This is a genomic window from Sorangium sp. So ce726 (assembly GCF_051521405.1).
GTDB lineage: Bacteria > Myxococcota_A > Polyangia > Polyangiales > Polyangiaceae > Sorangium.
Window position 1 is genome coordinate 11,086,121 of record NZ_CP150349.1, and the last position, 20,735, is coordinate 11,106,855.

Sequence of the window (20,735 nt, forward strand, 5' to 3'; positions counted from 1 at the left end):
CCATGGACGGGGCGAAACCTGCCTTGGAGGATTTCGACCTCGGTGTTTGCGCGGCCCGGAGAAGCATCGGTATGCCGGTACCATCGCCTGTTCTGGTCCGCGAGCAGACCAGCCTGGCGCGGGTGCGGCGGGCCATCGAGTTGGAGGCAGCATCGCCGTGTGTGGCGGACCCGAGCCACGCTACAGTTCCCCCATATCCACCGAGGAACTTCTCGCGCAGGTGCTGCTGTTGCCCCGCCACGAGCGGGCCCGGCTGGCAGAAGAAGTGCTCTCCATCCTTGAGGAGCCCGACGCCGAGGAGGTCGCAGCAGCGTGGACGGGTGAGCTGACGCGCCGAGCGCGCGAGGTCGCGGAGGGTAAGGTCCAGACGGTCGACTGGGGCACGGCGCGGGCGGAGATCCTGAAGGAGCTCGAGGACCGGCGTGCGGGTCGAGCTTCATCCTGAAGCGCGCTGAGATTCGTGCGGCGGCCATCTGGTACCACGAGAGGCGCCCCGGGCTGGGTGACGAGTTCATCGCCGAGGTCTCGTCGATACTCGATAAGATTGTAGGGGCCCTGACATCTTTTCAGATCTGGCCAGGGACTTCTCCTGCACCACAGAGCATTCGCAGAGCGATCGTCGACCGTTTTCCGTACGTCATTGCGTTCGAGGTGCACCCCGAGCACACGCTCGTGCTCGCCATCGCGCATGCAAAGCGACGTCCGCTGTACTGGCTCACTCGTGCCTTGTGAGATCCCGTAGTCGACGTCCGCGCAGCCCACGTCGGCCACATCCCCGCATCCTCGCCGTCCGTGGTTGCTGGGGTTCGGCGCACCATGATTTGGGCCGTTGGGTGGCATGAAGAGGGCTGGGACTCCTCGTCGACGGCTCCCCCCGGCGAATGAACCCGCCGGCATGCGCCTCGGCGAGCGACCGCGACTTGCATCGTTCGTCGAACCCCAGGTATCCTTTCGAGGAGCGCGAGAAGTGACCCATGAACGTCAAGACTCATAGGGTTTTCATCGGCCGCAAGCTGGGGCACCAGCGGTTCGAGCTGAACGGCGCCGGGCGGGTGACCTATCTGACGCCGGAGACGATCGTCGACGATCGCGTTCGAACGTACTTGGATGCGTGGCAGTGCGATGCGATCCTGGCCGACCTCGAGCCCGGGCCCGCGGGGGCGCACCTTGCTACGTGGCGATTGGGGTCAGGGAGCTGAAACCGAGTCCCGACGACTACGAGCGCTATCATCAGATTCTTGAAAGATTCAAGAGGGCCGGCGTCGCCGTCGACGCTCCCGATGCCTCTGTTTAATTCGCGGCTCCCGACTTTCCATTCTGGGATCCTCTTTCGACGATTCTCGACCGATTCGTGGCGACGCAGGCCATCTTCCCGACCTCGTGGTGGGATGATGATCCGGAGCGGGGCGTCCAGGAGATGGTTTCGCTCATCGCGGAACTGAAGATTCGAGGGCGTTCTCCACGAGCCAGAATGCTCAGGCAAGCCCGACTCGATCTGGGGAATTCGAGCGACACGGACGACGCCCGGGATCGACTGTGTGGGGCCCTCGTTGCCGCGGCCAACGATCTCGTGGAGAAGGCTGACGAACTGCGGCGGTTCTGCGGCCCGTTCGATCACGATGGTGATCCGACCTGGATCTACTTCGACGCCAATGGTTATGCAGCGCTCCTGCGAGAGGGGCTTCTCGAGCCGTGGCTGCGCCGGGTCAGGGATGTCGTCGAATACCGAAGACCTCCTGATCTGGGGGAGATTGACCTTGACCATTTCCCTTCTGGGGACGATCCGTTTTGAATGTGCCGAATACCACCTGGGGCGTCGCGCCAGACCCGCTCAGGAGGGAGAAAGAGTTGCGCAGCAACCACAAAAGGCGCGCGAGACCACCCCGAGGCTGCGCAGAGACCTACCAGGGCTGCGCAGGAGCCGGACGATCGTGACGAAGGACACCAACGGGGGCGCGCAGGAGGGCGCGGGGGCCGCGCAGGACGGGGGCGAGTGTTGCACAGGACACCAACGGGGGTGCGGAGGAAGACGCCCAGGCCGCGCAGGAGACCCACCGGGGCTGAGCAGGAGGGTCGACGGGGCGCACAGGAGGGCGCCGGGTCTTGCGCAGGAAGGCCAATGGGCTGCGCAGGACGGTCGACGGCGCTGCGCAGGAGGCCGCCGCGTCTTGTGCCGGAAGGCCAATGGGCTGCGCAGGAGACCGCCGCGTCTTGTACAGGACGGCCGACGGCGCTACGTAGGCGGCCGCTGCGCTGCCGGTCCGCCTGGTTCCCCCGCTCCGCGATCACCTCGCTGCAGTGCGCGCCCAGCATGCCGCCTCCGCCGCCGCCCTGGCCCGGCGTGCCCCAGCCGCCGTCGCCGGCCCAGTCCGCTTCCCGGCCGGCCTCGCTGATCGGTCCCCCGGGGACTGCTTCGTGCGCAACACTGCACCCGCAAGGCTGCTGCCTGCGCAACAGGCGCGGCCGCACATCACGCTTCCGCCACCTCGCATCGTCGAGAGCAACCCCTCGCTCCACGCGCGCTCCGCGCGACGGACCGCGCGACCGCCTCGCCACGGCGGGTTGGCGCCATGCCCCGAGCTGTGCGGCCCTACAAGAATTTCTCGAGTCACCGGACTGGAACGGCGCATGCTCAGGGCCAGCCGCGAGCTGGCGTCCAGGCTCGCTCATCGTTCAAGATCGCGAGAAGAGTGCCATGTCCGCCCTCATTGCCGAACAACAGACCTCCCCTCTGCGACTGGATATACGACCGCTGACGCCCGTGATCGGGGCGGAGATCCACGGCGTCGACCTGCGCAAGCCGCTGGCCCCTGCCACCGCGCAGGCAATCGAGCAAACCCTGCTCCAATGGAAGGTGATCTTCTTCCGCGAGCAGGACATCTCCAACGAACAGCTGCTCACCTTCGGCCGCACCTTCGGCCCGCTGACGCCGGCCCACCCGATCGCGCTGGGGCTCCCTGAGCACCCGGAGATCTGGGAACGAAAGGCCGCCGAGTACAAGGAGAACCACCGGTCGGACCTCTCCATCCCCACCGCCAAGCCGCCGCGCGACTACAAGGGCTGGCACATCGACATCACCTTCGTCGCCAACCCGAACAGGTACTCTATCCTGCGCGGCGTGGAGATCCCGCCGTACGGCGGCGACACGCTCTGGAGCAACCTCGAGTGCGCCTACGACGGCCTGTCGCCCACGATCAAGGCGCTCGTCGACGGGCTCCAGGCCGTCCACCGGACGAGCAGCTACGATAGCGGAGAGCCCAGGCCGGGCCGCAGGGCCGTAGGCCCGTTCGCCGCGCTTCACCCGCTCGTGCGCGTGCACCCGCGGACCGGCCGCAAATCGCTCTTCGTCAACCCGGGGACGACGAGCCACATCGTGGGCCTGCGAGAGCGCGAGAGCCAGGCGCTGCTCGACATGCTGGCCGACGAGGTGACGCGGCCCGAGTACGCGGTGCGCTTCCGCTGGACGCCCAACGCGATGGCCGTATGGGACAACCAGGCCACCGCCCACGCCGGCCCCATCGACTACGCCCACTTCGACCTGCCGCGCGTCGTTCGCCGCATCACCGTCGCAGGCGAGCTGCCCCAGGGGCCCGACGGGTTCCGCTCGCGGCCGCTCGAAGGCGAGCTGTTCGGCGTGCTCGGTTGACGCCGCGCCCCCACGCCGTCTCCGCGCCGGCGCCTCGTCCGCCTCGCTGGGGCTCGCCGCCGTCGCCGCCCTGGCCGGCGTCGAGCGTCTCTATCTCGCTGTCCCGTACGGTCACTCTGGCGTGCAGCGCGACGATGCCGATGCTCGGATACCCGTTCTCGCCCCCCTTGCCGCCTCGGCCACCGCAGTCGCCGGCCCGCCCGAGTCTCCCCCGGCGCCCGCCTTGGACGCCGCGCCGCACACGCCGAGCCCGCCCCTGCGGCCGCCTCCGCCGCCGCCCTGGCCCAGCGTGCCTCAGCCGCCGTCGCCGGCCCAGTCCGCTTCCCAGCCGGCCTCCCTGATGCCTGTTCTGGCCCGCGAGCAGACCAGCCTGGCGCGGGCGCGGCGAGCCATCGAGCTGAGGGCGGCATCGCCCTGCGTGGCGGACCCGAGCCGTGCTACAATTCCCCTATGTCCACCGAGGAACTTCTCGCGCAGGTGCTGCTATTGCCCCGCCACGAGCGGGCCCGGCTGGCAGAAGAAGTGCTTTCCAGCCTTGAGGAGCCCGACGTCGAGGAGGTCGCAGCAGCGTGGACGGGTGAGCTGACGCGCCGGGCGCGCGAGGTCGCGGAGGGTAAGGTCAAGACGGTCGACTGGGGCACGGCGCGGGCGGAGATCCTGAAGGAGCTCGAGGACCGGCGCGCGGGTCGAGCTTCATCCTGAAGCGCGCGCTGAGCTTCGTGCGGCGGCCATCTGGTACGACGAGAGGCGCCCCGGGCTGGGCGACGAGTTCATCGCCGAGGTCTCGTCGATGCTCGATAAGATTGGAGAGGCCCCGACATCTTTTCAGATCTGGCCAGGGACTTCTCCTGCACCACAGAGCATTCGCAGAGCGATCGTCGACCGTTTTCCGTACGTCATTGCGTTTGAGATGCACCCCGAGCACACGCTCGTGCTCGCCATCGCGCATGCAAAGCGACGTCCGCTGTACTGGCTCACTCGTGCCTTGTGAATGGCCCGCCCAATACGACAATGCACCCGACGCCGCTTTGCGCTGCGGGTGATTGCCAAGACGCTGTGCGGGCGCGGGCGCGCTCCAATCCAGCTATTCGGGTATGAGCGGCCTCTGGTCGCGAAGGAGCCAGGAATGTCCTCGTCGCAGCGCTGCGTCTGTCGGCGGAGGACCGAGCGGCCGTGGCGGCCGCGTGGATCCAGAGCCTCGACGAGACCGAGCAGACGACCGAGGGGGTCGAGGCTGCGTGGGCCGAGGAGATCCAGCAACGTCTCGCCGACGTCGACGCCGGAGTCGTCACGCCGGTCCCTTGGCCGGAAGCCAGGCGCCGCATCCTGGCGGCTGCAAACGGCCGTCGTGAAGCTCCTTGAGGTCCTGCCAGCCGCACTCGCGGAAGCCAAGGAGGCTGCGGCGTGGTACGCGGAACGGGATCCACACGTAGCGGCACGGTTCGCCGAAGAGATCGAGGCGGCATTGAACCGAACTGCGATGGGCTATCTTCGCCCGCACGCTCAGCGCACCACGAGCGCCGCGCCGAAGCACGCCGTCGCGACCAGCATGGTCACGATCGGCGGCGGCGGAAACGCGCGGACGGCGATGGCCAGCAGCGCCAGCGACACCGCCGCGTTCAGCGCCACGACAGCCGGGAGCGCGGCGAGGGCGGGCGCGGCGAGCACGCAGACGGCGCCGTGCAGCGCGAGCACCAGGCCCATGGCCACGCTGAACCCCCTGAAGAGTCCGAGCAGGTCGCGCGACAGCCCCATCATGGACATCCGGTGCGCCCGCATCGCGTCCAGGACCGCGGTCTCCGCGGCGGGCGGCGCGGGGCGACCGAGCAGCAGCGCGGTGATCGCGAGGTGCCCGATCCCGGTGACGACCCACGCCCACGCGCCCACCTGAAACAGCACCTGTGCACGGCTACTCATGACAGCCCTCGTTTCTTTGCCGCCGGTCCCTGGCGGGTGCGCTCCACATGCTGCCGTTTGGACCTAGAGCACGGCCCTGGAGATCTCAATACGGCACCGGATGGCCTCCGGTGCGATTGTCACCGTGACCGACAGCTCAGCCGAATCCATCCGGCAGCGCCACCACGCGCCCCGCGTGGGAAGATTCGACGTGCAATCGCGAAACCGCTAGCGTGGAGCTCGGCTGAACAGGACAGCGGAGGGGTGGCCGATGCGATCTGGGGATGGTATCGAGCGAGACGACCGTGGTCGCGACGACGTCGGCCCGGCTCCGCGAGGAGATGGCGCTCCTCGGCATCGGTGCGTTGGCGCGCGCGCCTCGGTGCTCATCCTCGGCACGTTCACGTTGGGCGCCTGCGGGTCCGAGGTCCTCATCACGGGGCCCTGACGATCCGCCAAGCGCCTCAGCGTTATTGGCCGCAGCGCCTCGCCGCCTACATGCGATAACCCGCCTTCAGGCCCTGCGACGCGACGGATCGCGACGTTCGACTGGCGGGCGCAGTGTCAACGTAGGCCAGGTGGGAGACCCCACCTCGGTCGTCATGAAGGGATCCTCGCCGCTCAGCCCGAGCTGGGCCTTCCCCGCGTGCCCGGCGGCCGGGCCTTCGCCGCCACCGGCCGTGTTTCGCGCGCCTGGGTCGCGTAGGCACCGAGCTGCGCGACGAGGTGCTCGAAGACGAGGCGGACGCGGCGCACGGCGCGCAGATCCTCGTGCATGACGACCCAGGCATCCAGGTGGAAGGCGAGCGCGGGCAGCACGCGCACGAGCGGCACCGGCCGCCGGCTGAGCGGGAGCTGGCACACCCCGATGCCGAGGCCGGCGCGCACCGCGGCGAGCTTCACGATGTCGCTGTCGCTGCGAAACGCATAATCGCGCGGCGTGGTGACGAGCCCGGCGGCGGCGAGCGCGTCGATGATGGCCCGGGAGCCGTCGGCGCCGATGAGGGCGTGGCCCGGCACGAGCCCCGCGAGCGACGTCGGGGCAGCGTGCGCGGCGAGGTACGCCTTGGTGGCGAAGAGGCCGAGCTCGACGCGCCCGGCGCAGCGCCTCACCAGGCCGGCCTGCGTCGGCTCCGCCATGCGCACGGCGACATCGGCGTCGCGGCGCAGGAGATCCTCGGTGCGATTCGTGGCGACGAGCTCGATATGAAGGCGCGGATAAGCAACGAGGAGCGCGGCGAGCATCGGGGGAAGCACCTCGGCGCCAACGACCTCGCTGCACGTGACGCGCACGGTGCCGCGGTCGGCATCGGTGGGGCTCGACACGGCGCGCACGAGGGCGCGCGCGCTCGCGGCGATGGACTCGGCGTAGGGCAGCGTGGCAAGCGCGAGCTCGGTCGGCACCAGGCCGTTCGGCGCGCGGGTGAACAGCACGACGCCGAGCTGCGACTCGAGCTGCTCGATCTGGCGGCGCACGGTGGGCTGCGCGACGTCGAGGGCACGCGCGGCGGCGGAGAGGCTGCCGGTGCGCATGACGGCAAGGAAGGCACCGTAGAGGTCCCACGAGGGCTCGGCTGGGCTCATCAAAAGATGATGAGCGGATGGACACATTTGTACAATGTTCATGAGCACCCGCAGCGACCATGCTCTCCACGTCGCCGGCACCCGCGCCGGTACGCACGACGAGGACAACGACCATGACCACCGCCGCGATGCTCCCTGCGCTCGACCTCGCTCCCTCTACCCGCCGCCCCGCGCCGCAGCCCACCTGCGAGGTCTCGGCGGGCGGGGCCACGGGCATGCCGCGCGCGCTCCTGCGCCTCGAGGGCGCGCTCGTGCTCGGAGCAGCGCTGCTCGCCTACGGCCACCTGGGCGGGAGCTGGGGATGGTTCGCGGCGCTGTTCCTCCTGCCCGACCTGTCGATGCTCGGCTACCTTGCGGGCCCGCGGGTGGGCGCGGTGGCCTACAACGCGGGGCACAGCCATCTGGCTCCGGCGTCGCTCGCGGCCGCGTCGGTCGCGCTTGGCTCGCCGGCGCTGCTGCTCGGCGCGGCGATCTGGGTCGGGCACATCGGCTTCGATCGGATGCTGGGCTATGGGCTCAAGTACGGGACGGCGTTCGGCGACACGCACCTCGGCCGCGTGGGCGCGAAGCGCTCTTTCGTCCCCAGAGGGCGGCGGTGACCAGCCGCTCCAGCGCGTCGGCCACCGTCCCGAGGTGGAGCGTCGCGCCACCTTCGACGAGCGCGCCCGCTGGTCGCGTGGCCGCCTGCGCCCACGCCCCGGGGCGAGGTGTTCACGCCGCCATCTTGGGCGCGGGCGGGCTATCCAGGAAGGTGGGGCTCACGCCGCGGAGTTGACGTCACGACGTTCAAACCGCGACGACCCCGCCGTCCACGAACAGCTCGGCGCCCGCGACGTAGCTGCTGTCGTCCGACGCCAGGTAGAGCACGGCCTTGGCGACCTCCTCCGCGCCCCCGAACCGCCCGAGCGGCACGGACTGACTGAGGCCCGCTATCTGCGCCTCTGCAGCCTCTGTGTGGCCGCCGACGAAGCGGCGCATGCCCGGCGTGTCGATGGCCCCCGCCGAGACCACGTTCACCCGGATGCCGCGGCCTCTCAGGTCGGTCGTCCAGGTCCGCGCGAACGAGCGCACGGCGGCCTTGGTGGCGTTGTAGACCGACTGATTCGGGAAGCCTTTGCTCCCGCTCATCGAGCCGTTGAGGACGACGACGCCTCCGCTCTTCATGAGAGGCAGGGCCTTCTGCACCGTGAAGAGCAGCCCTTTGACGTTCGCGCCGAAAATGCGGTCGAAGTGGTCTTCGTCGATCGCGCCCATCGTCGCGACCCCGGAGATGCCGGCGTTGGCGAACACGACGTCGAGTTTGCCCTGCTCTCGCCGGATCCGCGCGAAGAGCCGGTCGAGGTCGGCCAGGTTGGCGACGTCGCCCTGGACGCCGACGGCGCCGCCTCCGATCTCCTCGACCGCTTCGTCGAGCCTCTCTTGCCTCCGACCCGTGACGTAGACGGTGGCTCCCTCCGCGACGAAGAGCTTCGCCGTCGCGAGCCCGATGCCGTCGCTCCCTCCCGTCACCACCGCGACCTTCCCGTTCAATTTCGCCATTGGACGCTCGCTCCTTGTGGATGCGCACCCCCGATATTCACACTGTGAACATAGGCGCCAGAGTTCACAGTGTCAACATCGCGTCGCGCGAGCGCGCGAGCGCGCGAACGGCGCGGTTCGTGCCGGTCGTCAGGACGCGAGGGTCACGGGCGCTGCCGCTGTCGCCGAGGCCCCTTCGCGCCGGCCTGGCTCGCGCCGAGCCCTCGAAGCGCGAAGTCCAAGAGGCCCTCGAGCACCTCCGCGCGCGAAGCGACCGTGGCGAAGGCGCCGTCGAGCACCAGCGAGGCGAAGCCGTGGACCACGGTCCAGGCGCGGATCTCGCCGTCGATGCGGCTCTGAGGCGGGATCACCCCGCCGCTCACCAGACGGTCGAGCGCCTCACCGAGGATCCGATCCGCCGTGGGATGGTCCGAAGCGTCCGCACGTGGCTCGTGCCTCATCTGACACAGTCCGCTCGGCCCGTGCATGAGACGAAAGAGCTCCGGTTCCTCGGTCGCGAAGGCGACGTACGCGCGACCGATCGCCTTGAAACACTCGATCGCGACCTCCGCGTCGTCCCGTCCCTCGAGGGCTCGCTCGGCGTCGGCCATCTTGCGTCGCATCCTCCGCGCGAGCTTGTCCGCTTCCGCGCTCGCGACCGCCGTGAGCAGCGCGGACTTGCTGTCGAAGTGCCGGTAGGTCGCGTTCGCCGAGACCCCGAGCGTCCGGGCGGCGTCGCGGAGGCTGAAGCCCTCCGCGCCGGAGGTGCGCACGAGCTCGGTCGCGGTCTCCACCAGCGCATTGCGCAGATCTCCGTGGTGATAGGCGGCCTTGGCGTCCGTCATCCAACGGAGGGTGACACCGTGAACCTCGCGCGTAAAGCGCCCCATGGCTCTCTGACTACTTGCAGGTGGAGGCGTCGAGCAGCCAGCGCGTCGTGCCGGTCGCGTCGTCGTTGCAGCGTTCGGTCACCACGATGTCGACTCGACCGAGCAGCGCCTGATCGCGCTGCGGCTGATTCATGAGCGCGATCAGATCGACCATGGCTCCGTGGAGCTCGCGGAGCTTCGTTTGTAATCCGTGTATTTTGCACAAATTTTCTTGACGCCCCGGAAAGGACAACTATATGCATAGTACACATAAACAAATCGCAGTCGAACAAGACGTGGCTCCTTACCAAGCGCCCGGCCCCTCCGCTCGTGAAGGATCCGGCTGCCCGGAGGTCTCATGCCTGCTTCACTACGTTCGCGTGCCGTCGCCCGAGTCTCGCTGTCCGCCTTTACCCTCGCTCTCGCCCTGCCAGCCGCCGCCTCGTTCACCGGCTGCTCCGGGGGCGACGAGCCCACGGAGCCCCAGGCTACCGGGAGTAGCCCCACGTTCCACAAGGACGTCGAGCCCATCCTGCAGAGGAGCTGCATGGGCTGCCACTCCGCGGGCAATATCGCGCCCTTCAGCATCACCTCGTATGACGACGCCAAGGCTGTCGCGGCGCTGATGGTCCAGACGACCAAGGCGGGCACGATGCCGCCCTTCGCCGTGCGTGACACGGACGAGTGCTCGACCCGTCACGCGTGGAAGGGCGACATCCGCCTCTCCGACGAGGAGATCGGCACGCTGGAGGCCTGGAGCAAGGCCGGCACCCCCAAGGGTGATCCGAACGACGCGCCCGCCGCGTTCGTGCCGAAGAGCCCCGAGCTGCCGGGCATGACCCTCGAGGTTCATCCGAACGAGCCCTACGTCACCTCCGGTGAGCAGGACGAGTTCCGCTGCTTCGTCATCGATCCCGGGCTCACCGAGGACCAGTACCTGAATGGTATACAGATGGTGCCCGGCAACCCCAAGGTCGTTCACCATGGGGTGATCTCCATCGATCCGGAGGGGAGGTCCGCGAGCCTGGCCGGCCCCGACGGGAGCTTTCCGTGTGGCGCCGGCGAGGTCGCGAATGGCGTCGAGATTGGATCGCTCCAGATGCTCACGGCCTGGGCTCCCGGCGCCGACCCGGTCGATCTGCCCGAGGGGGTGGGTCAGCTGATCCCGAAGGGGTCGCTCATCATGATACAGATCCACTACCACCCCGCCGGCACGACGGCCGACCCGGACCTGACACGCATCCAGCTCAGGCTCACCCAAGAGAAGCCGAAGTACGGCTTCCTGTACCACCTGATCGGCAACTTCGATGATCCGGTCGGCGAGCTTGGCTTCGGGCTGCTACCGGGTCCGGGCGACAAGAACGGCGTCGAGTTCCTGATCCCCGCGGACAGCAAGAACCACGTGGAGACGGAGCAGCTCACGGTCCCGGCCCCCGGCTCGCCCGGATCGCAAGAGATGCCGTTCCCGCCGGGCACGCGCATCTATGGCGAATTTCTGCACATGCACTACCTGGGCTTCGACGAGAAGGTGACGGTCACGCGGGCGAACGGCTCACCCGATCAACCCAAGGAGGAGTGCCTGGCGCACGCGCCGAAGTGGGAGTTCGGCTGGCAGCGCTCGTACTCGTACGACGCGCCCATCGAGACGCTCCCGACGCTGGAGCCGGGCGATGTGCTCCAGATCCGGTGCACGTACAATAACTCGACGGAGAACCCGTACGTGGTCAAGGCGCTCAAGGAGGCGAACATGATCTCGACGATCGACGTGGCCTACGGCGAGGGGAATACGTTCGACGAGATGTGCGTCGCCGGGCTCTCGCTCGTGTACCCGATGCCCTGACGGGAGCGGAGGCGGGAGGAGTAGAAGGCGTCAGGGGAACGTGGCGTCCGCAACGTCGTCCCTGCTGGATTTCGCACCTACCGACCGTGGCCGTGCGACCGGACACGTCGGAGGAGCTCCGCCGTCGGCAGGCGAACAAGCGCCTCGATTCCGTGAGCGAGTAACGTACGCATACCCCCTCACGACGCGATCCCTGGCCGTGAGCGGCGGAGCGTGTTCCGTGGCGTCAGAGCGACTCGAGGTACGCCACGAGATCGTCGAGCTGCGCCGGGGCGAGCGCGGAGACGTCGCCGTGACGGTCGCCGCCGCAGGCCGGGTCGAACCGGTCGCGGAGCGTCTTCGCGCAGCCGTCGTGCATGAACGGCGCTCGCGCGGAGAGGCCGATGAGCGAGGGCACCTGGAATGCCTCGCCGAACCCGACATCTTCGTTGAGGTTGTTCGTGAGCATCGGCCCAGCGTGGCATTTCGCGCAGCCTACCTGCGGGTCATGGAACAGGGCCTCTCCTCGCCGGACGGCGGCGAGATCGTCGGGGGGCGAGGCAGGGAACGCCGGCACGCTGTCGAGGAAGCGCCCGAGGAGCTCGATATCCCGCGCTCCGGGCGGTAAGCCGCGCATGCGCGAGACGAAGACCTCCTGCATGAGGTGGGTGAGGTCGATCTGGTCGCCGCTCCAGTGGAAGGGAGCTGTCTTGAGCACGCCGCCCGCGACCGTCTGGGTGCGCCGGAGGCCGAGCTTGTCGAAGCGCCACGTGTGACCGTCCTCGTGCGCTTCCGGATGGCAGGAGGCACACGCGACGCCGCGGGAGCCGCTCGGCGGCTCGTGGAACAGCGCGTGTCCCGGGTCCCCCACGCTGTCGCCGGGGAGGTCGACGTCCCCGCGATCGAGCGAGTAGTAGTGATCGCGCCCGTCGATATCGATCACCTCGATCCTCGCCGGCTCGCGGAACTGGACGACCGCAACGCCTCGCGCCGTGAAGGCGACGGCGATCGGCTGGATGGAGTGCTGCACCTGCTTGTTGATACGGCACGTGCCCGAGGCCTCCTCGCTCGTGATGGTGTCGAGGTCGATGAACTCGATGATGTAGCTGCCAGCGCTCACGACAGCTGCGCGCTTTCCGTCCGGCGCGACCGCGATGTCGACCGGGAGCGGCATCTTCCAGAGGGCCGGCGTCGGGAGCTCGGCTCCGTTCCCTGGCGCGGCCGAGGCCGGGGGCAGGACGCTGACGGCGCCGTGCAGGATGTCGCTATCGCAGTAGTCACCCCCGTAGTAGCCCGTGGGGCCGAGCACGACGGGCGAGGTCAACGCGCGCTGGTGGACCATCGCCGCGCCGCCACCGGGGAGGGCGACCATGCGCCAGGCGACCGAGGGGCGGTAGTCGGGGGCGACGCCGGCGTTCATGGTGAACGACGGGAGCGACCGCCGCGAGAGCACCTCTCCGTCCGGGCCGACGACGAGGGTCTCCGCGGATCTGAACCGGCTGACGAGCAGGCGATCGCCCTCGACGATCACGTCGCGCAGGTCGGCGTCGAGCCGTAGCTTCCGGAGCGCGGCGCCGCCCTGGGCCGGGAGCGTCACGAGCTCGCCGCCGGCGCAGGCCACGTGGATCGCGTCGAGCGACGCGTCGTAGGCGAGGCCGCGCGGCGCGGGGCAGACGGCGCGCCGGTCGAGCACCTTCGCCGCCCCGACATCGATCGTCGCGAGCTCGCCTGCGCGGCGCAGGGCGACGTGGACGCGGCCGGCCCCGTCTTCGACGACGCGCCCGGGCTCGTCGCCGCGCGCGAGGGGGATCGCTCGGGGCTCGCCGCCGTCGGTGTCGACCACCCACACGCCGTCGCGATCGGGGTCGGCCGCCACGGCGGTGTGTCCGTCACGGGCGATCAGCAGCGTGCCGCCGCTGATGGGCGGCGGGGGCTCGTCGATCGCGGGGCTCGATGGCAACCGATTCCCGGAGTCGTCGGGGTGAGAGGAGCAGGCCGCGACGCCGGCGGCGATCGCGCTCAAGGCCGCGAGGGCCAGGTGGGTTGTCGTGCAGGAGAGGTTCCGATGCATGAGGCCTCCGGAGGTGGCGGGCTGCTCGGCGATCGCGAGCAACAGCAAACCCAGAACGCTGTCGGGGAGTCGACGGCGCGCGGCCGAGCAAGAGCAAGGCGCGTGCGCGGGGGCGCGGGCGCGCGGGGGCGCGCGGCGCGCCCGGGAGGCGCGGTGTTGAGGTGCGGGGAGCGATGGGCGGCGGCAAGGTGGGTGTGGTCGCCTGGCATCAGTGTTCTGGCATCAGTGTTACGGACAGCCACACGGGGGCAGCGCGGAGCGGGAGGGAGCTCCGGCGCGAGGGCGTGCGGCGGCGCCTCGCGCGCCGTAGATCCCGTAGTTCCCGTGCGTGCAGCCCACGTCGGCCACGTCCCCGCGTCCTCGCCGCACGACCTGCTGGCCATCTCGCCGTGCCCCCTACCCGCGCGCGTTGCCTTGCTCGCAATCCGGCGCCTTCCCACGCGGCGCCATGGCGTGAAGGACACACTACGCCCTGGCGGCAGGGCACTCGCGGTCAGGCGGTAGCGCATCGGCAATGGACCCCCGCTGCAGCATGCGGAGGTCAGCGCGTTCATCGCGACCCTGGGCAGCGGGCGCCGTAGCGGTCGGTGTCGCGGGCGACGATGTCCACGACGTCCTGGAAATCGCGCGCATGAACGCACGCGTGCAGATCTCGGGTATACCTCCCCCATGAGCAACCTGTCCGCGATCGGCTTCGCTGTTTCCTCCGAGGACGACTTGCGGCGTACGGTCGGCGCCGCGCTCGAGCGCGCCGCTCCGCCACCGGACCTCGGCGCGTCCGCGGCGCACTACCTCTGGTTCCGCGACGCGAGCGGCGCCGCGCTCGCTGTCCGGCTTGACGCCGGAAAGGAGATCGAATGCATCACCCCCTTCTTCGCCGCGCCTGACGGCGGCACGCGCTGGCGAGTGCACACGAGCGCGCCGCACCTCGATCGCGAGTGCCTGCATTGTAGCGGCGCGGACTGCGACGTGCTCGACCCTTCGTCCGGCGAGATGTACACGCGGACCGCGCTGCAATTCCTGTTCTTCGAGCCCTATCAGGCCTGGCTCGCGGACGAGCGGACGTTCGAGGTCGTGGTCGTCGGCTTCGCCTCGTCCCTGTCACTCTGCGCCACGCCCGACGACCTCGAGCGCGCGCAGGCGGCGCTCTTCGGCGATGCAGAGCCCGGCGTCCCGCGCGAGCCCGGCAAGCCCATGCGCCTCGCGGACCAGGCATTCCTGCCGCACGGCATGTTCGGCGCCGAGGGCGAGCTCGGCGCGCGCGCCCGCGCCCTCCTCACGGGGAACGTCGAGTCGGTCACCCTTGCACGCAACGAGATCACCGGGAGCAGGTTCGTACATACGCGCGTCCGTACCCTCGGCGGTCCCATCGACATCGTCGCGCCGGCCGACGCCGTGGAGGTCCCGGAGCGCGCGACGCTCGTGGTCGCCGACTGCTGGCTGGTCGGGCGACCCGTCGAGGCGCCGCCCCCGAAGACCGGTTTCTTCCGAAGCATCCTCGGCCGGGCCTGAGGACGGCGGGCGGAGATGAATGCACGATTACCCGATGGGACCTCGAAGGCACTCTGGCGCGCTGGTTCGCCGTCGATGCGGACTCCCAACTTGGTGTCTTCACGGGACCGTACGCGGCGTGGCCTGCGTCGGTATTCGATGACTACCAAGCGGTCGAAGCGGCCGACGAGCTCCTCGCGTCCGCTCCCCTCATCACGGAGGCCGTCTTCAGTGCTCGGTGGCGCGCATCAGGGGCGTCTCCAACACTCCCGTCGCTCGAAGCTTCCTGTGGCCTCTACTCCTTTGATGCAGACCTCGGTTACGGGGGACAGACGGTCTACTATCTCGACGCCGCACCCGTACGGCCTCTGCTGGAGCCCGAGGCGCCCCCCATTCTTCGTCGCGCTGCACGCCTTGTCCGCCTCCCAAGCATCCGATTTGCCACCGTCACGCAGATCGACCTTTCCGGCCTCGTCCCAATCGTGGTCGGCGGTGGTTGAGCCTGCGCCCATCCCGGCGGATTTCTCGCGGCACAGTGCCGCCCAACTCGACGGCAGAACCGCAGTCGTTGGGCGGGTAAAGACCGGGGTACGGTCTTTCAGGCGCAGGCTCCGGTACATCGCGCCGGGTCGAGCCGGCGCCTGCCGGACGTGTTCGTCCGGGCCGCGCGCGCCGGCCGGCCCACCTCGGGCATCGCGCGTGACGTCGGGGAGCTCTGACGCTAGACTGAGATCGCCGGTAACGGAGCAGGAGGAAGCACCGTGCAAGCCGCCAAGATCTCCATCGTCATCCCGGCAGACCGTCGGGTAGAGCTGCAGGTGCCCGCAGATCTTCCAGAAGGTCCAGCGGAGGTGATCGTCCTCATCACCGTCCCGCAGAAGGCTGCGCCACACGACAAGCGGGCAGCGCTTGGCATGGATCGGGGATCGGTCCAGATTGCCGATGACTTCGACGCGCCGCTGCCGGAGGACTTACAGCGAGCGTTCGATGGCGAGACATTAGGTTGCTGCTCGACACACACTGCTGGCTTTGGCTCGTCACCGACGGGAGAAGGCTGACGGACTGCGGCGATTCTGCGGCCCGTTCGATCACGATCGTGATCCAACCTGGATCTACTTCGACCCTGATGGTTACGCAGCGCTCCTGCGAGAGCGGCTCCTCGAGCCGAGGCTGCGCCGGGTCAAGAATGTCGTCGAATACCGAAGACCTCCTGATCTGGGGGAGATTGACCTCGACCATTTCCCTTCAGGGGACGATCCGTTTTAAATCTGCCGAATACCACTTGATACGTGGTCGTTTCGTGAGCGCCCGGCCCGCGCACACCGTCAGCTCGTACAGGAGAGCCTCCTCGCGTTGGTCCTCGCCGAGAGTGCTCGCGGGAATTGTGCGACGCGCTGCGATCGACCTATCGTCGACGCCATGTCCACGTCGCTGTCCGAGATGTCCCTCCCGCAGCTGCGGTGCTTCGTGGCGGTCGTGGATGCGGGGTCGTTCGCCGAGGCCGGCCGGCGTATCGGCATGTCCACGTCCAGCGTCTCCAAGACGATCGCCCGCTTCGAGGCGACGTACGGTGTCAAGCTGCTGCACCGCTCGACGCACGCGCTGTCGCTGACCGAGGACGGTCGGCAGCTGATCGAGCCAGCCCGCGAGGTGGTCCGTGGCGTCGACCGGCTCGAAGCCTCGATCGGAGAGGTCGTGACCGGCGGGGCCGCCGGCCGGGTGCGGATCAGCGCGCCCGTCGCTTTCCTCAGGCGGCTTGATGCCCATCCCCCGGGTCACCTCCTGGAAGGCGGGGAGGTACCTCTGGAAGTAGGCCTCGCGACCGGTGGCCACGGCGTCGGCCGCGCCTTCCGGATACGCGGCGCGCTCGCGGTACCGGAGCAGGTTGACCATGTAGGCCGGGGTATCCGCAGGGAACGTCCGGCGGACCCTGTCCAGCGCTTCGAGCTTCGCGTCGTCCTTCTTCATCGGGAGATCCTCCATTCGTCTTGGCCGTGGCGAATATCGCCTCTCCCGGCGGCGGCGGTAGTGCACAGGAGGGAATGGCTGTGTTGCCCTCGCGGCCACATGGCGCTTGCCGCGGACGAGCTTGCGCTCGCCGCTGAAGCGCCGGTACCTTCGGCGAGCGGAGGCGGTAGGGGCACGATGCGTTCGGTCGTCGTTTTCCTGCGGGACACGATAGAGTCTGCGGTCACGGCGTACCTCGACGCCGCCTACCCGGAGCAGCGGGACCCGTGGGTGGTGTTCGTGGCGGGTGACGCCTGCCTGTACATCAACCTGTACCGGGACGGCCCTCGTGAGGACGAGCCGGAGGACTGGGCCGACATCGTCCAGAGGTTCGGCGGCGAGCCGGCGGTCGGAGTGATCGCCGACGTGTCCGGGCGGCACCCCGGCGACGAGCAGGTGGCCGCGTTCGTGGCCGGGCTGCTGTCCCGGTTCAGCGGGGCGGCGATGGACGACTACACCCCGCACCTGTGGTCGCTGAACGAGCTACGGGGCGGGCACCGGGTTCGGGGGCACCCGTTCTTTGACTACAACGGCTGGTTCGCGGAGAAGAGCCGGTAGAGCCGAGCCAGGCGCTGCACCTGACCTGGCGGGCCTGTAGACTGTTCCAGATTTCATCAGGTACATTCGTGTCGAAAATTGATCTCAAGAAGGAACTCAAACATCTTTACCAGGCAGCCGCGAAGGAGGTGATTCAGGTTGACGTGCCAACATTTCAGTTCCTCATGATCGACGGCGAGGGCGACCCCAACACATCACAAAAGTATACCGAGGCAGTGGAAGCGCTATTCTCCGTTGCCTACACGACGAAGTTCATGATGAAGAAGGGGGCGCAAGGAATCGACTATGCGGTCATGCCTCTCGAAGGCCTTTGGTGGTCGGATGACATGTCCGTCTTCACCTCCAACGATAGGTCAAGGTGGAAATGGACGATGATGATCATGCAGCCTCATTTTGTGGAGGAGGCGGTGATTCAGGCGGCCATGGTGGAGGTGAGGCGAAAGAAGGCGCTTCCCGCGCTAGACGCGCTCAGACTGGAGAACTTCACCGAAGGATCATGTGCTCAGATACTTCACATTGGCCCCTTCACCGAAGAAGGGCCGACCATTCAGCGAGTCCATGATTTCATTGATGCGCGCTCCGCGCTTGCAGGAAAGCATCACGAGGTGTATCTGAGCGACATACGTCGCGCCGATCCGGCCAAGTGGAAGACCATCATCCGTCAACCTATGGAGTGATAGCCAACAGATCGTTCGAGCCGACGCTGCTTCGCGACACGGCTCAACCCAGGCGTCAGATCGCAGAAACCGCACGCTCCCTCACCACACCCGTCCTCGGAGGTTCTATGAAGCGAGTCACTGGCATTGGCGGCATCTTCTTCAAAGCCAAAGACGCTCCTGCGCTACAGGCTTGGTACAAGCGGCACCTCGGGATCGATGTCCAAGAATGGGGTGGCACGGCTTTTACCTGGACCGACGGTGAAGGTAAGCCGGTCGCCGGAACAACCGTCTGGTCCATTGCTTCGGCGCAAGGTGACCAGTTTGCGCCCAGCACTGCAACGTTCATGGTCAATTACCGGGTCGAGGATCTCCACGCCCTCGTCAAGGTCTTGCGCGAAGAAGGCTGCAACGTCCTCGAGAAGATTGACGATTCCGAGTACGGGAAGTTTGCCTGGGTCATCGATCCAGAAGGAAACAAGGTAGAACTCTGGCAGCCGCCTGCTGGTCAATGACCAAGGCGATCGGCCTCAGCATGAATCTGCGGCCTGACCCGTCGGTCAAGGCGACCCACTCCGGGGTGCGCCCTCCGCGGGCGGCTCAGCTCAAACGTTCGGCTTGGGCAGTTCGCCACCAGCAGATGAGGGATTCACGTGATCAACTTGCGGGCCTTGACGTCTGAAGATTGGGCCGCCTGGCGCGACGTCAGGCTGCGCGCACTCGCGGACGCTCCCCACGCTTTCGGCTCGACGCTCGAGGAATGGGAAACCGCATCCGAGGAGCGCTGGCGCGCGCGCCTGGGGCTGCCTGGTTCCCACAACCTCGTGGCCTACGTTGACGGCGAGCCGGTCGGCATGGCTACAGGCGCGCCCTTCGAAGGCACCTACGAGGTGATCAGCATGTGGGTAGCGCCAGAAGTGCGCGGCCACGGAGTCGGAGACGCACTGCTCGAGGAGATCCTGCGGTGGGCACGCGAGCAGGGCGCAAGTGAGCTCCGCCTCGACGTGAAGGAGAACAATCTCAGCGCCATCTCGTTGTACGTCCGCCACGGATTCATCGACGTCGGTCCGTCTCGCGAATTGGGCGAGCGAGCCATGATGAAGCGTGTGTGAGCGGCCACGCGCTCGCGGACAGGGCGCGCGGGCGCGTGAAGCCGCTCGAGGAGATGCCGCTCGAGGAGATCGGCGACCGGGTGTTCGACATGCGCGCCGGCGGCGCGGGCGCGCGGACGATCCTCGTTTGCTGCAGCGTGGGGTTCGCCCAGCCGGCCGTGAATCCGCTCCTCGAGCTGATGCCTCCGCTGCTCCTCGTGCGGGGCGGCGGCGCCGAGGACGCGGTGCTGCCTGTGCTCCTCGACGCCATGGCAGACGAGGTGCTCAGACGCCGCGTCGGCGCCGCGACGGTGATGACACGCCTCGCGGACGTGGTGATCACGAGGGTAGTCCGCGCGTGGGTCGAGTCGCGCACGGACGAGACGGAGGGCTGGCTCGCCGCGATACGAGACCCGCAGATCGGCCGCGCGCTCGCCGCGATCCACCGGCGCCCGGGCGAGCCGTGGTCGGTGGAGTCGCTCGCCGATGTAGCGAGGATGTCGCGCTCCATCTTCTCGGAGCGCTTCGCGGCGGTGGTCGGCGTGCCGCCGGCGCGCTACCTCGCGCGCTGGCGCATGCACGTCGCGAGCGGCTGGCTGCGCGACGACCGCGTGACCGTCGCCGAGGCGGCCGCGCGGCTCGGCTATGACTCCGAGGCGGCCTTCAGCCGTGCGTTCAAGCGCTTCTCGGGCGTGCCGCCGAGCGCCTTGCGGCGGCAGGGTCGCGACGAGAGCTCCCGGGCCCCGCGCGCCACGGATCCCTGACGGGACTGGCACAGACGGAGAGAGTCATAGCACCTCGCGCGACGACCCAGGCGCCTTACCCCTCTCCGCCTGGCGGCGTGGGCTGGAGTCGCCGGCGCGGGGACGACCTGCGTGATGCCATGCCGACGTGATGCCATGAGCGAAGAACAGATCATCCAGCAACGCCCGGACGCACTCTCGTGCATCCCAAACCCTTCGCGTGGAAGGCAAGGGCCTCTTTCGTCGTACCGTCAAGGGTCAAATAGGGAATCGGCTTCGGCCTGCTCCTGGCCCCTGGCGTGGGCGAAGGGGACGATTACCAGCCGCGGCCGTAGGGATCGCGGCCATCGAAAAGGACGCAGACAGCTCGTTCGGTGGCAGGCCGTCGAAGCCGCGCCCGCCCGCCCGGCGCATCCCACACGAATCGACATTTCGCAAACGCCGAGAACAGTCCACCTGAGCGGTACACGCAGCGCACGGACGTTACGAAAAGTAGCACAAAATCAGCTTGAAGACGACCGGCAAAATGGGGAATAACTTCGGCGGCACTCGCGGGTCGGGCCCTCGTCCGCCATCCCATCGCCCGACCCCGGCGGGATCCTGCTACACGACCCCCTCAAGAGGAGCGCTCAACATGCGTCTGCGCACTGGACGTCCCACGATCTCTTTGGCCTTGTTCGTAGCGCTGCCTTGGGCGCTCGCCGCCTGCGGCACCGGAGACGACTCGGATCCCACCGGTTCAGGAGGAAGCTCTACGGTCGGCACGGGGAGCGTCAGCGGCACCGG

The 20,735-nt window shown here is 68.4% G+C and carries 22 protein-coding genes and 2 pseudogenes; 17 read left to right on the forward strand and 7 right to left on the reverse strand.

Going from position 1 to position 20,735, the window contains the following annotated elements; genetic code table 11:
• Nucleotides 1-220: 220 nt before the first annotated feature.
• The 4 genes from WME79_RS41300 (at nt 221) to WME79_RS41315 (ending at nt 3,646) form a co-directional block, all read left to right on the forward strand.
• The gene (locus tag WME79_RS41300; protein WP_437526501.1) at nt 221-445 is read left to right on the forward strand and encodes an addiction module protein; all 225 of its coding nucleotides are present in this window, start codon (nt 221-223) and stop codon (nt 443-445) included.
• Nucleotides 446-974: 529 nt separating this feature from the next.
• The gene (locus WME79_RS41305; protein WP_437526504.1) at nt 975-1,199 is read left to right on the forward strand and encodes a hypothetical protein; all 225 of its coding nucleotides are present in this window, start codon (nt 975-977) and stop codon (nt 1,197-1,199) included.
• A gap of 152 nt (nt 1,200-1,351) precedes the next feature.
• Nucleotides 1,352-1,792, forward strand: a complete 441-nt coding sequence (locus WME79_RS41310) for a hypothetical protein (RefSeq protein WP_437526507.1) — start codon at nt 1,352-1,354, stop codon at nt 1,790-1,792.
• Between the two features lie 903 nt (nt 1,793-2,695).
• Nucleotides 2,696-3,646 carry a TauD/TfdA dioxygenase family protein gene (locus WME79_RS41315; RefSeq protein ID WP_437526510.1) on the forward strand — a complete coding sequence of 317 codons (951 nt, stop codon included), beginning with the start codon at nt 2,696-2,698 and terminating at the stop codon, nt 3,644-3,646.
• 31 nt (nt 3,647-3,677) lie between these two features.
• Here the strand turns inward: WME79_RS41315 and WME79_RS41320 are convergent.
• Nucleotides 3,678-3,988, reverse strand: a pseudogene (locus WME79_RS41320) (hypothetical protein); the annotation flags it as partial.
• A gap of 108 nt (nt 3,989-4,096) precedes the next feature.
• On the opposite strand from WME79_RS41320, the gene WME79_RS41325 reads away from it, so the two are divergent.
• The 3 genes from WME79_RS41325 (at nt 4,097) to WME79_RS41335 (ending at nt 5,008) form a co-directional block, all read left to right on the forward strand.
• Nucleotides 4,097-4,348 (forward strand): addiction module protein, encoded by a 252-nt coding sequence (locus tag WME79_RS41325; RefSeq protein WP_437526513.1) that lies wholly within the window; start codon nt 4,097-4,099, stop codon nt 4,346-4,348.
• A gap of 28 nt (nt 4,349-4,376) precedes the next feature.
• Complete coding sequence (locus WME79_RS41330; protein ID WP_437540042.1) at nt 4,377-4,637, forward strand: type II toxin-antitoxin system RelE/ParE family toxin; 261 nt, start codon at nt 4,377-4,379, stop codon at nt 4,635-4,637.
• Between the two features lie 158 nt (nt 4,638-4,795).
• Nucleotides 4,796-5,008 carry an addiction module protein gene (locus WME79_RS41335; protein ID WP_437540044.1) on the forward strand — a complete coding sequence of 71 codons (213 nt, stop codon included), beginning with the start codon at nt 4,796-4,798 and terminating at the stop codon, nt 5,006-5,008.
• Nucleotides 5,009-5,149: 141 nt separating this feature from the next.
• On the opposite strand, the gene WME79_RS41340 is transcribed toward WME79_RS41335, so the two are convergent.
• A complete protein-coding gene (locus WME79_RS41340; protein ID WP_437526516.1) occupies nt 5,150-5,563 on the reverse strand; it encodes an LIC_13387 family protein in 414 nt (137 codons plus the stop codon).
• A gap of 600 nt (nt 5,564-6,163) precedes the next feature.
• A complete protein-coding gene (locus WME79_RS41345) occupies nt 6,164-7,126 on the reverse strand; it encodes a LysR family transcriptional regulator (RefSeq protein WP_437526518.1) in 963 nt (320 codons plus the stop codon).
• 113 nt (nt 7,127-7,239) lie between these two features.
• On the opposite strand from WME79_RS41345, the gene WME79_RS41350 reads away from it, so the two are divergent.
• Nucleotides 7,240-7,725, forward strand: coding sequence for a DUF4260 domain-containing protein (locus WME79_RS41350; RefSeq protein WP_437526521.1), 486 nt, complete (start codon nt 7,240-7,242; stop codon nt 7,723-7,725).
• A gap of 187 nt (nt 7,726-7,912) precedes the next feature.
• Here WME79_RS41350 and WME79_RS41355 read toward each other — a convergent pair whose 3' ends face one another.
• The 3 genes from WME79_RS41355 to WME79_RS41365 form a co-directional block, all read right to left on the reverse strand.
• Nucleotides 7,913-8,665: an SDR family oxidoreductase gene (locus WME79_RS41355; RefSeq protein WP_437526524.1), complete on the reverse strand. Its 753-nt coding sequence runs from the start codon at nt 8,663-8,665 to the stop codon at nt 7,913-7,915.
• Between the two features lie 143 nt (nt 8,666-8,808).
• Complete coding sequence (locus tag WME79_RS41360) at nt 8,809-9,489, reverse strand: TetR/AcrR family transcriptional regulator (protein ID WP_437526527.1); 681 nt, start codon at nt 9,487-9,489, stop codon at nt 8,809-8,811.
• A gap of 55 nt (nt 9,490-9,544) precedes the next feature.
• A complete protein-coding gene (locus WME79_RS41365; protein ID WP_437526530.1) occupies nt 9,545-9,688 on the reverse strand; it encodes a hypothetical protein in 144 nt (47 codons plus the stop codon).
• 372 nt (nt 9,689-10,060) lie between these two features.
• Here WME79_RS41365 and WME79_RS41370 point away from each other — a divergent pair, with 372 nt between their 5' ends.
• Nucleotides 10,061-11,353: a hypothetical protein gene (locus WME79_RS41370; protein WP_437526533.1), complete on the forward strand. Its 1,293-nt coding sequence runs from the start codon at nt 10,061-10,063 to the stop codon at nt 11,351-11,353.
• A gap of 226 nt (nt 11,354-11,579) precedes the next feature.
• Here the strand turns inward: WME79_RS41370 and WME79_RS41375 are convergent, their stop codons facing one another.
• Nucleotides 11,580-13,403: a cytochrome-c peroxidase gene (locus WME79_RS41375; protein WP_437526535.1), complete on the reverse strand. Its 1,824-nt coding sequence runs from the start codon at nt 13,401-13,403 to the stop codon at nt 11,580-11,582.
• A 669-nt stretch (nt 13,404-14,072) separates the two neighbouring features.
• On the opposite strand from WME79_RS41375, the gene WME79_RS41380 reads away from it, so the two are divergent.
• The 8 genes and pseudogenes from WME79_RS41380 to WME79_RS41415 all read left to right on the forward strand — a co-directional run bounded on the left by WME79_RS41380 (nt 14,073) and on the right by WME79_RS41415 (nt 19,970).
• Complete coding sequence (locus tag WME79_RS41380) at nt 14,073-14,915, forward strand: hypothetical protein (RefSeq protein ID WP_437526537.1); 843 nt, start codon at nt 14,073-14,075, stop codon at nt 14,913-14,915.
• A gap of 740 nt (nt 14,916-15,655) precedes the next feature.
• On the forward strand, nt 15,656-15,952 hold the full coding sequence (locus WME79_RS41385; RefSeq protein WP_437526539.1) for a hypothetical protein: 297 nt from the start codon (nt 15,656-15,658) through the stop codon (nt 15,950-15,952).
• A 382-nt stretch (nt 15,953-16,334) separates the two neighbouring features.
• Nucleotides 16,335-16,460: pseudogene (locus WME79_RS41390) on the forward strand (LysR family transcriptional regulator); the annotation flags it as partial.
• A 579-nt stretch (nt 16,461-17,039) separates the two neighbouring features.
• Nucleotides 17,040-17,459, forward strand: coding sequence for a hypothetical protein (locus WME79_RS41395; protein ID WP_437540127.1), 420 nt, complete (start codon nt 17,040-17,042; stop codon nt 17,457-17,459).
• 68 nt (nt 17,460-17,527) lie between these two features.
• Nucleotides 17,528-18,136, forward strand: a complete 609-nt coding sequence (locus tag WME79_RS41400) for a GyrI-like domain-containing protein (protein ID WP_437526542.1) — start codon at nt 17,528-17,530, stop codon at nt 18,134-18,136.
• Between the two features lie 107 nt (nt 18,137-18,243).
• The gene (locus WME79_RS41405; protein WP_437526545.1) at nt 18,244-18,630 is read left to right on the forward strand and encodes a VOC family protein; all 387 of its coding nucleotides are present in this window, start codon (nt 18,244-18,246) and stop codon (nt 18,628-18,630) included.
• Between the two features lie 138 nt (nt 18,631-18,768).
• Complete coding sequence (locus tag WME79_RS41410; RefSeq protein WP_437526548.1) at nt 18,769-19,227, forward strand: N-acetyltransferase family protein; 459 nt, start codon at nt 18,769-18,771, stop codon at nt 19,225-19,227.
• Nucleotides 19,224-19,970 carry an AraC family transcriptional regulator gene (locus WME79_RS41415; protein WP_437526551.1) on the forward strand — a complete coding sequence of 249 codons (747 nt, stop codon included), beginning with the start codon at nt 19,224-19,226 and terminating at the stop codon, nt 19,968-19,970. The genes WME79_RS41410 and WME79_RS41415 overlap by 4 nt, the downstream gene beginning before the upstream one ends.
• The last annotated feature ends 765 nt before the right edge of the window (nt 19,971-20,735 follow it).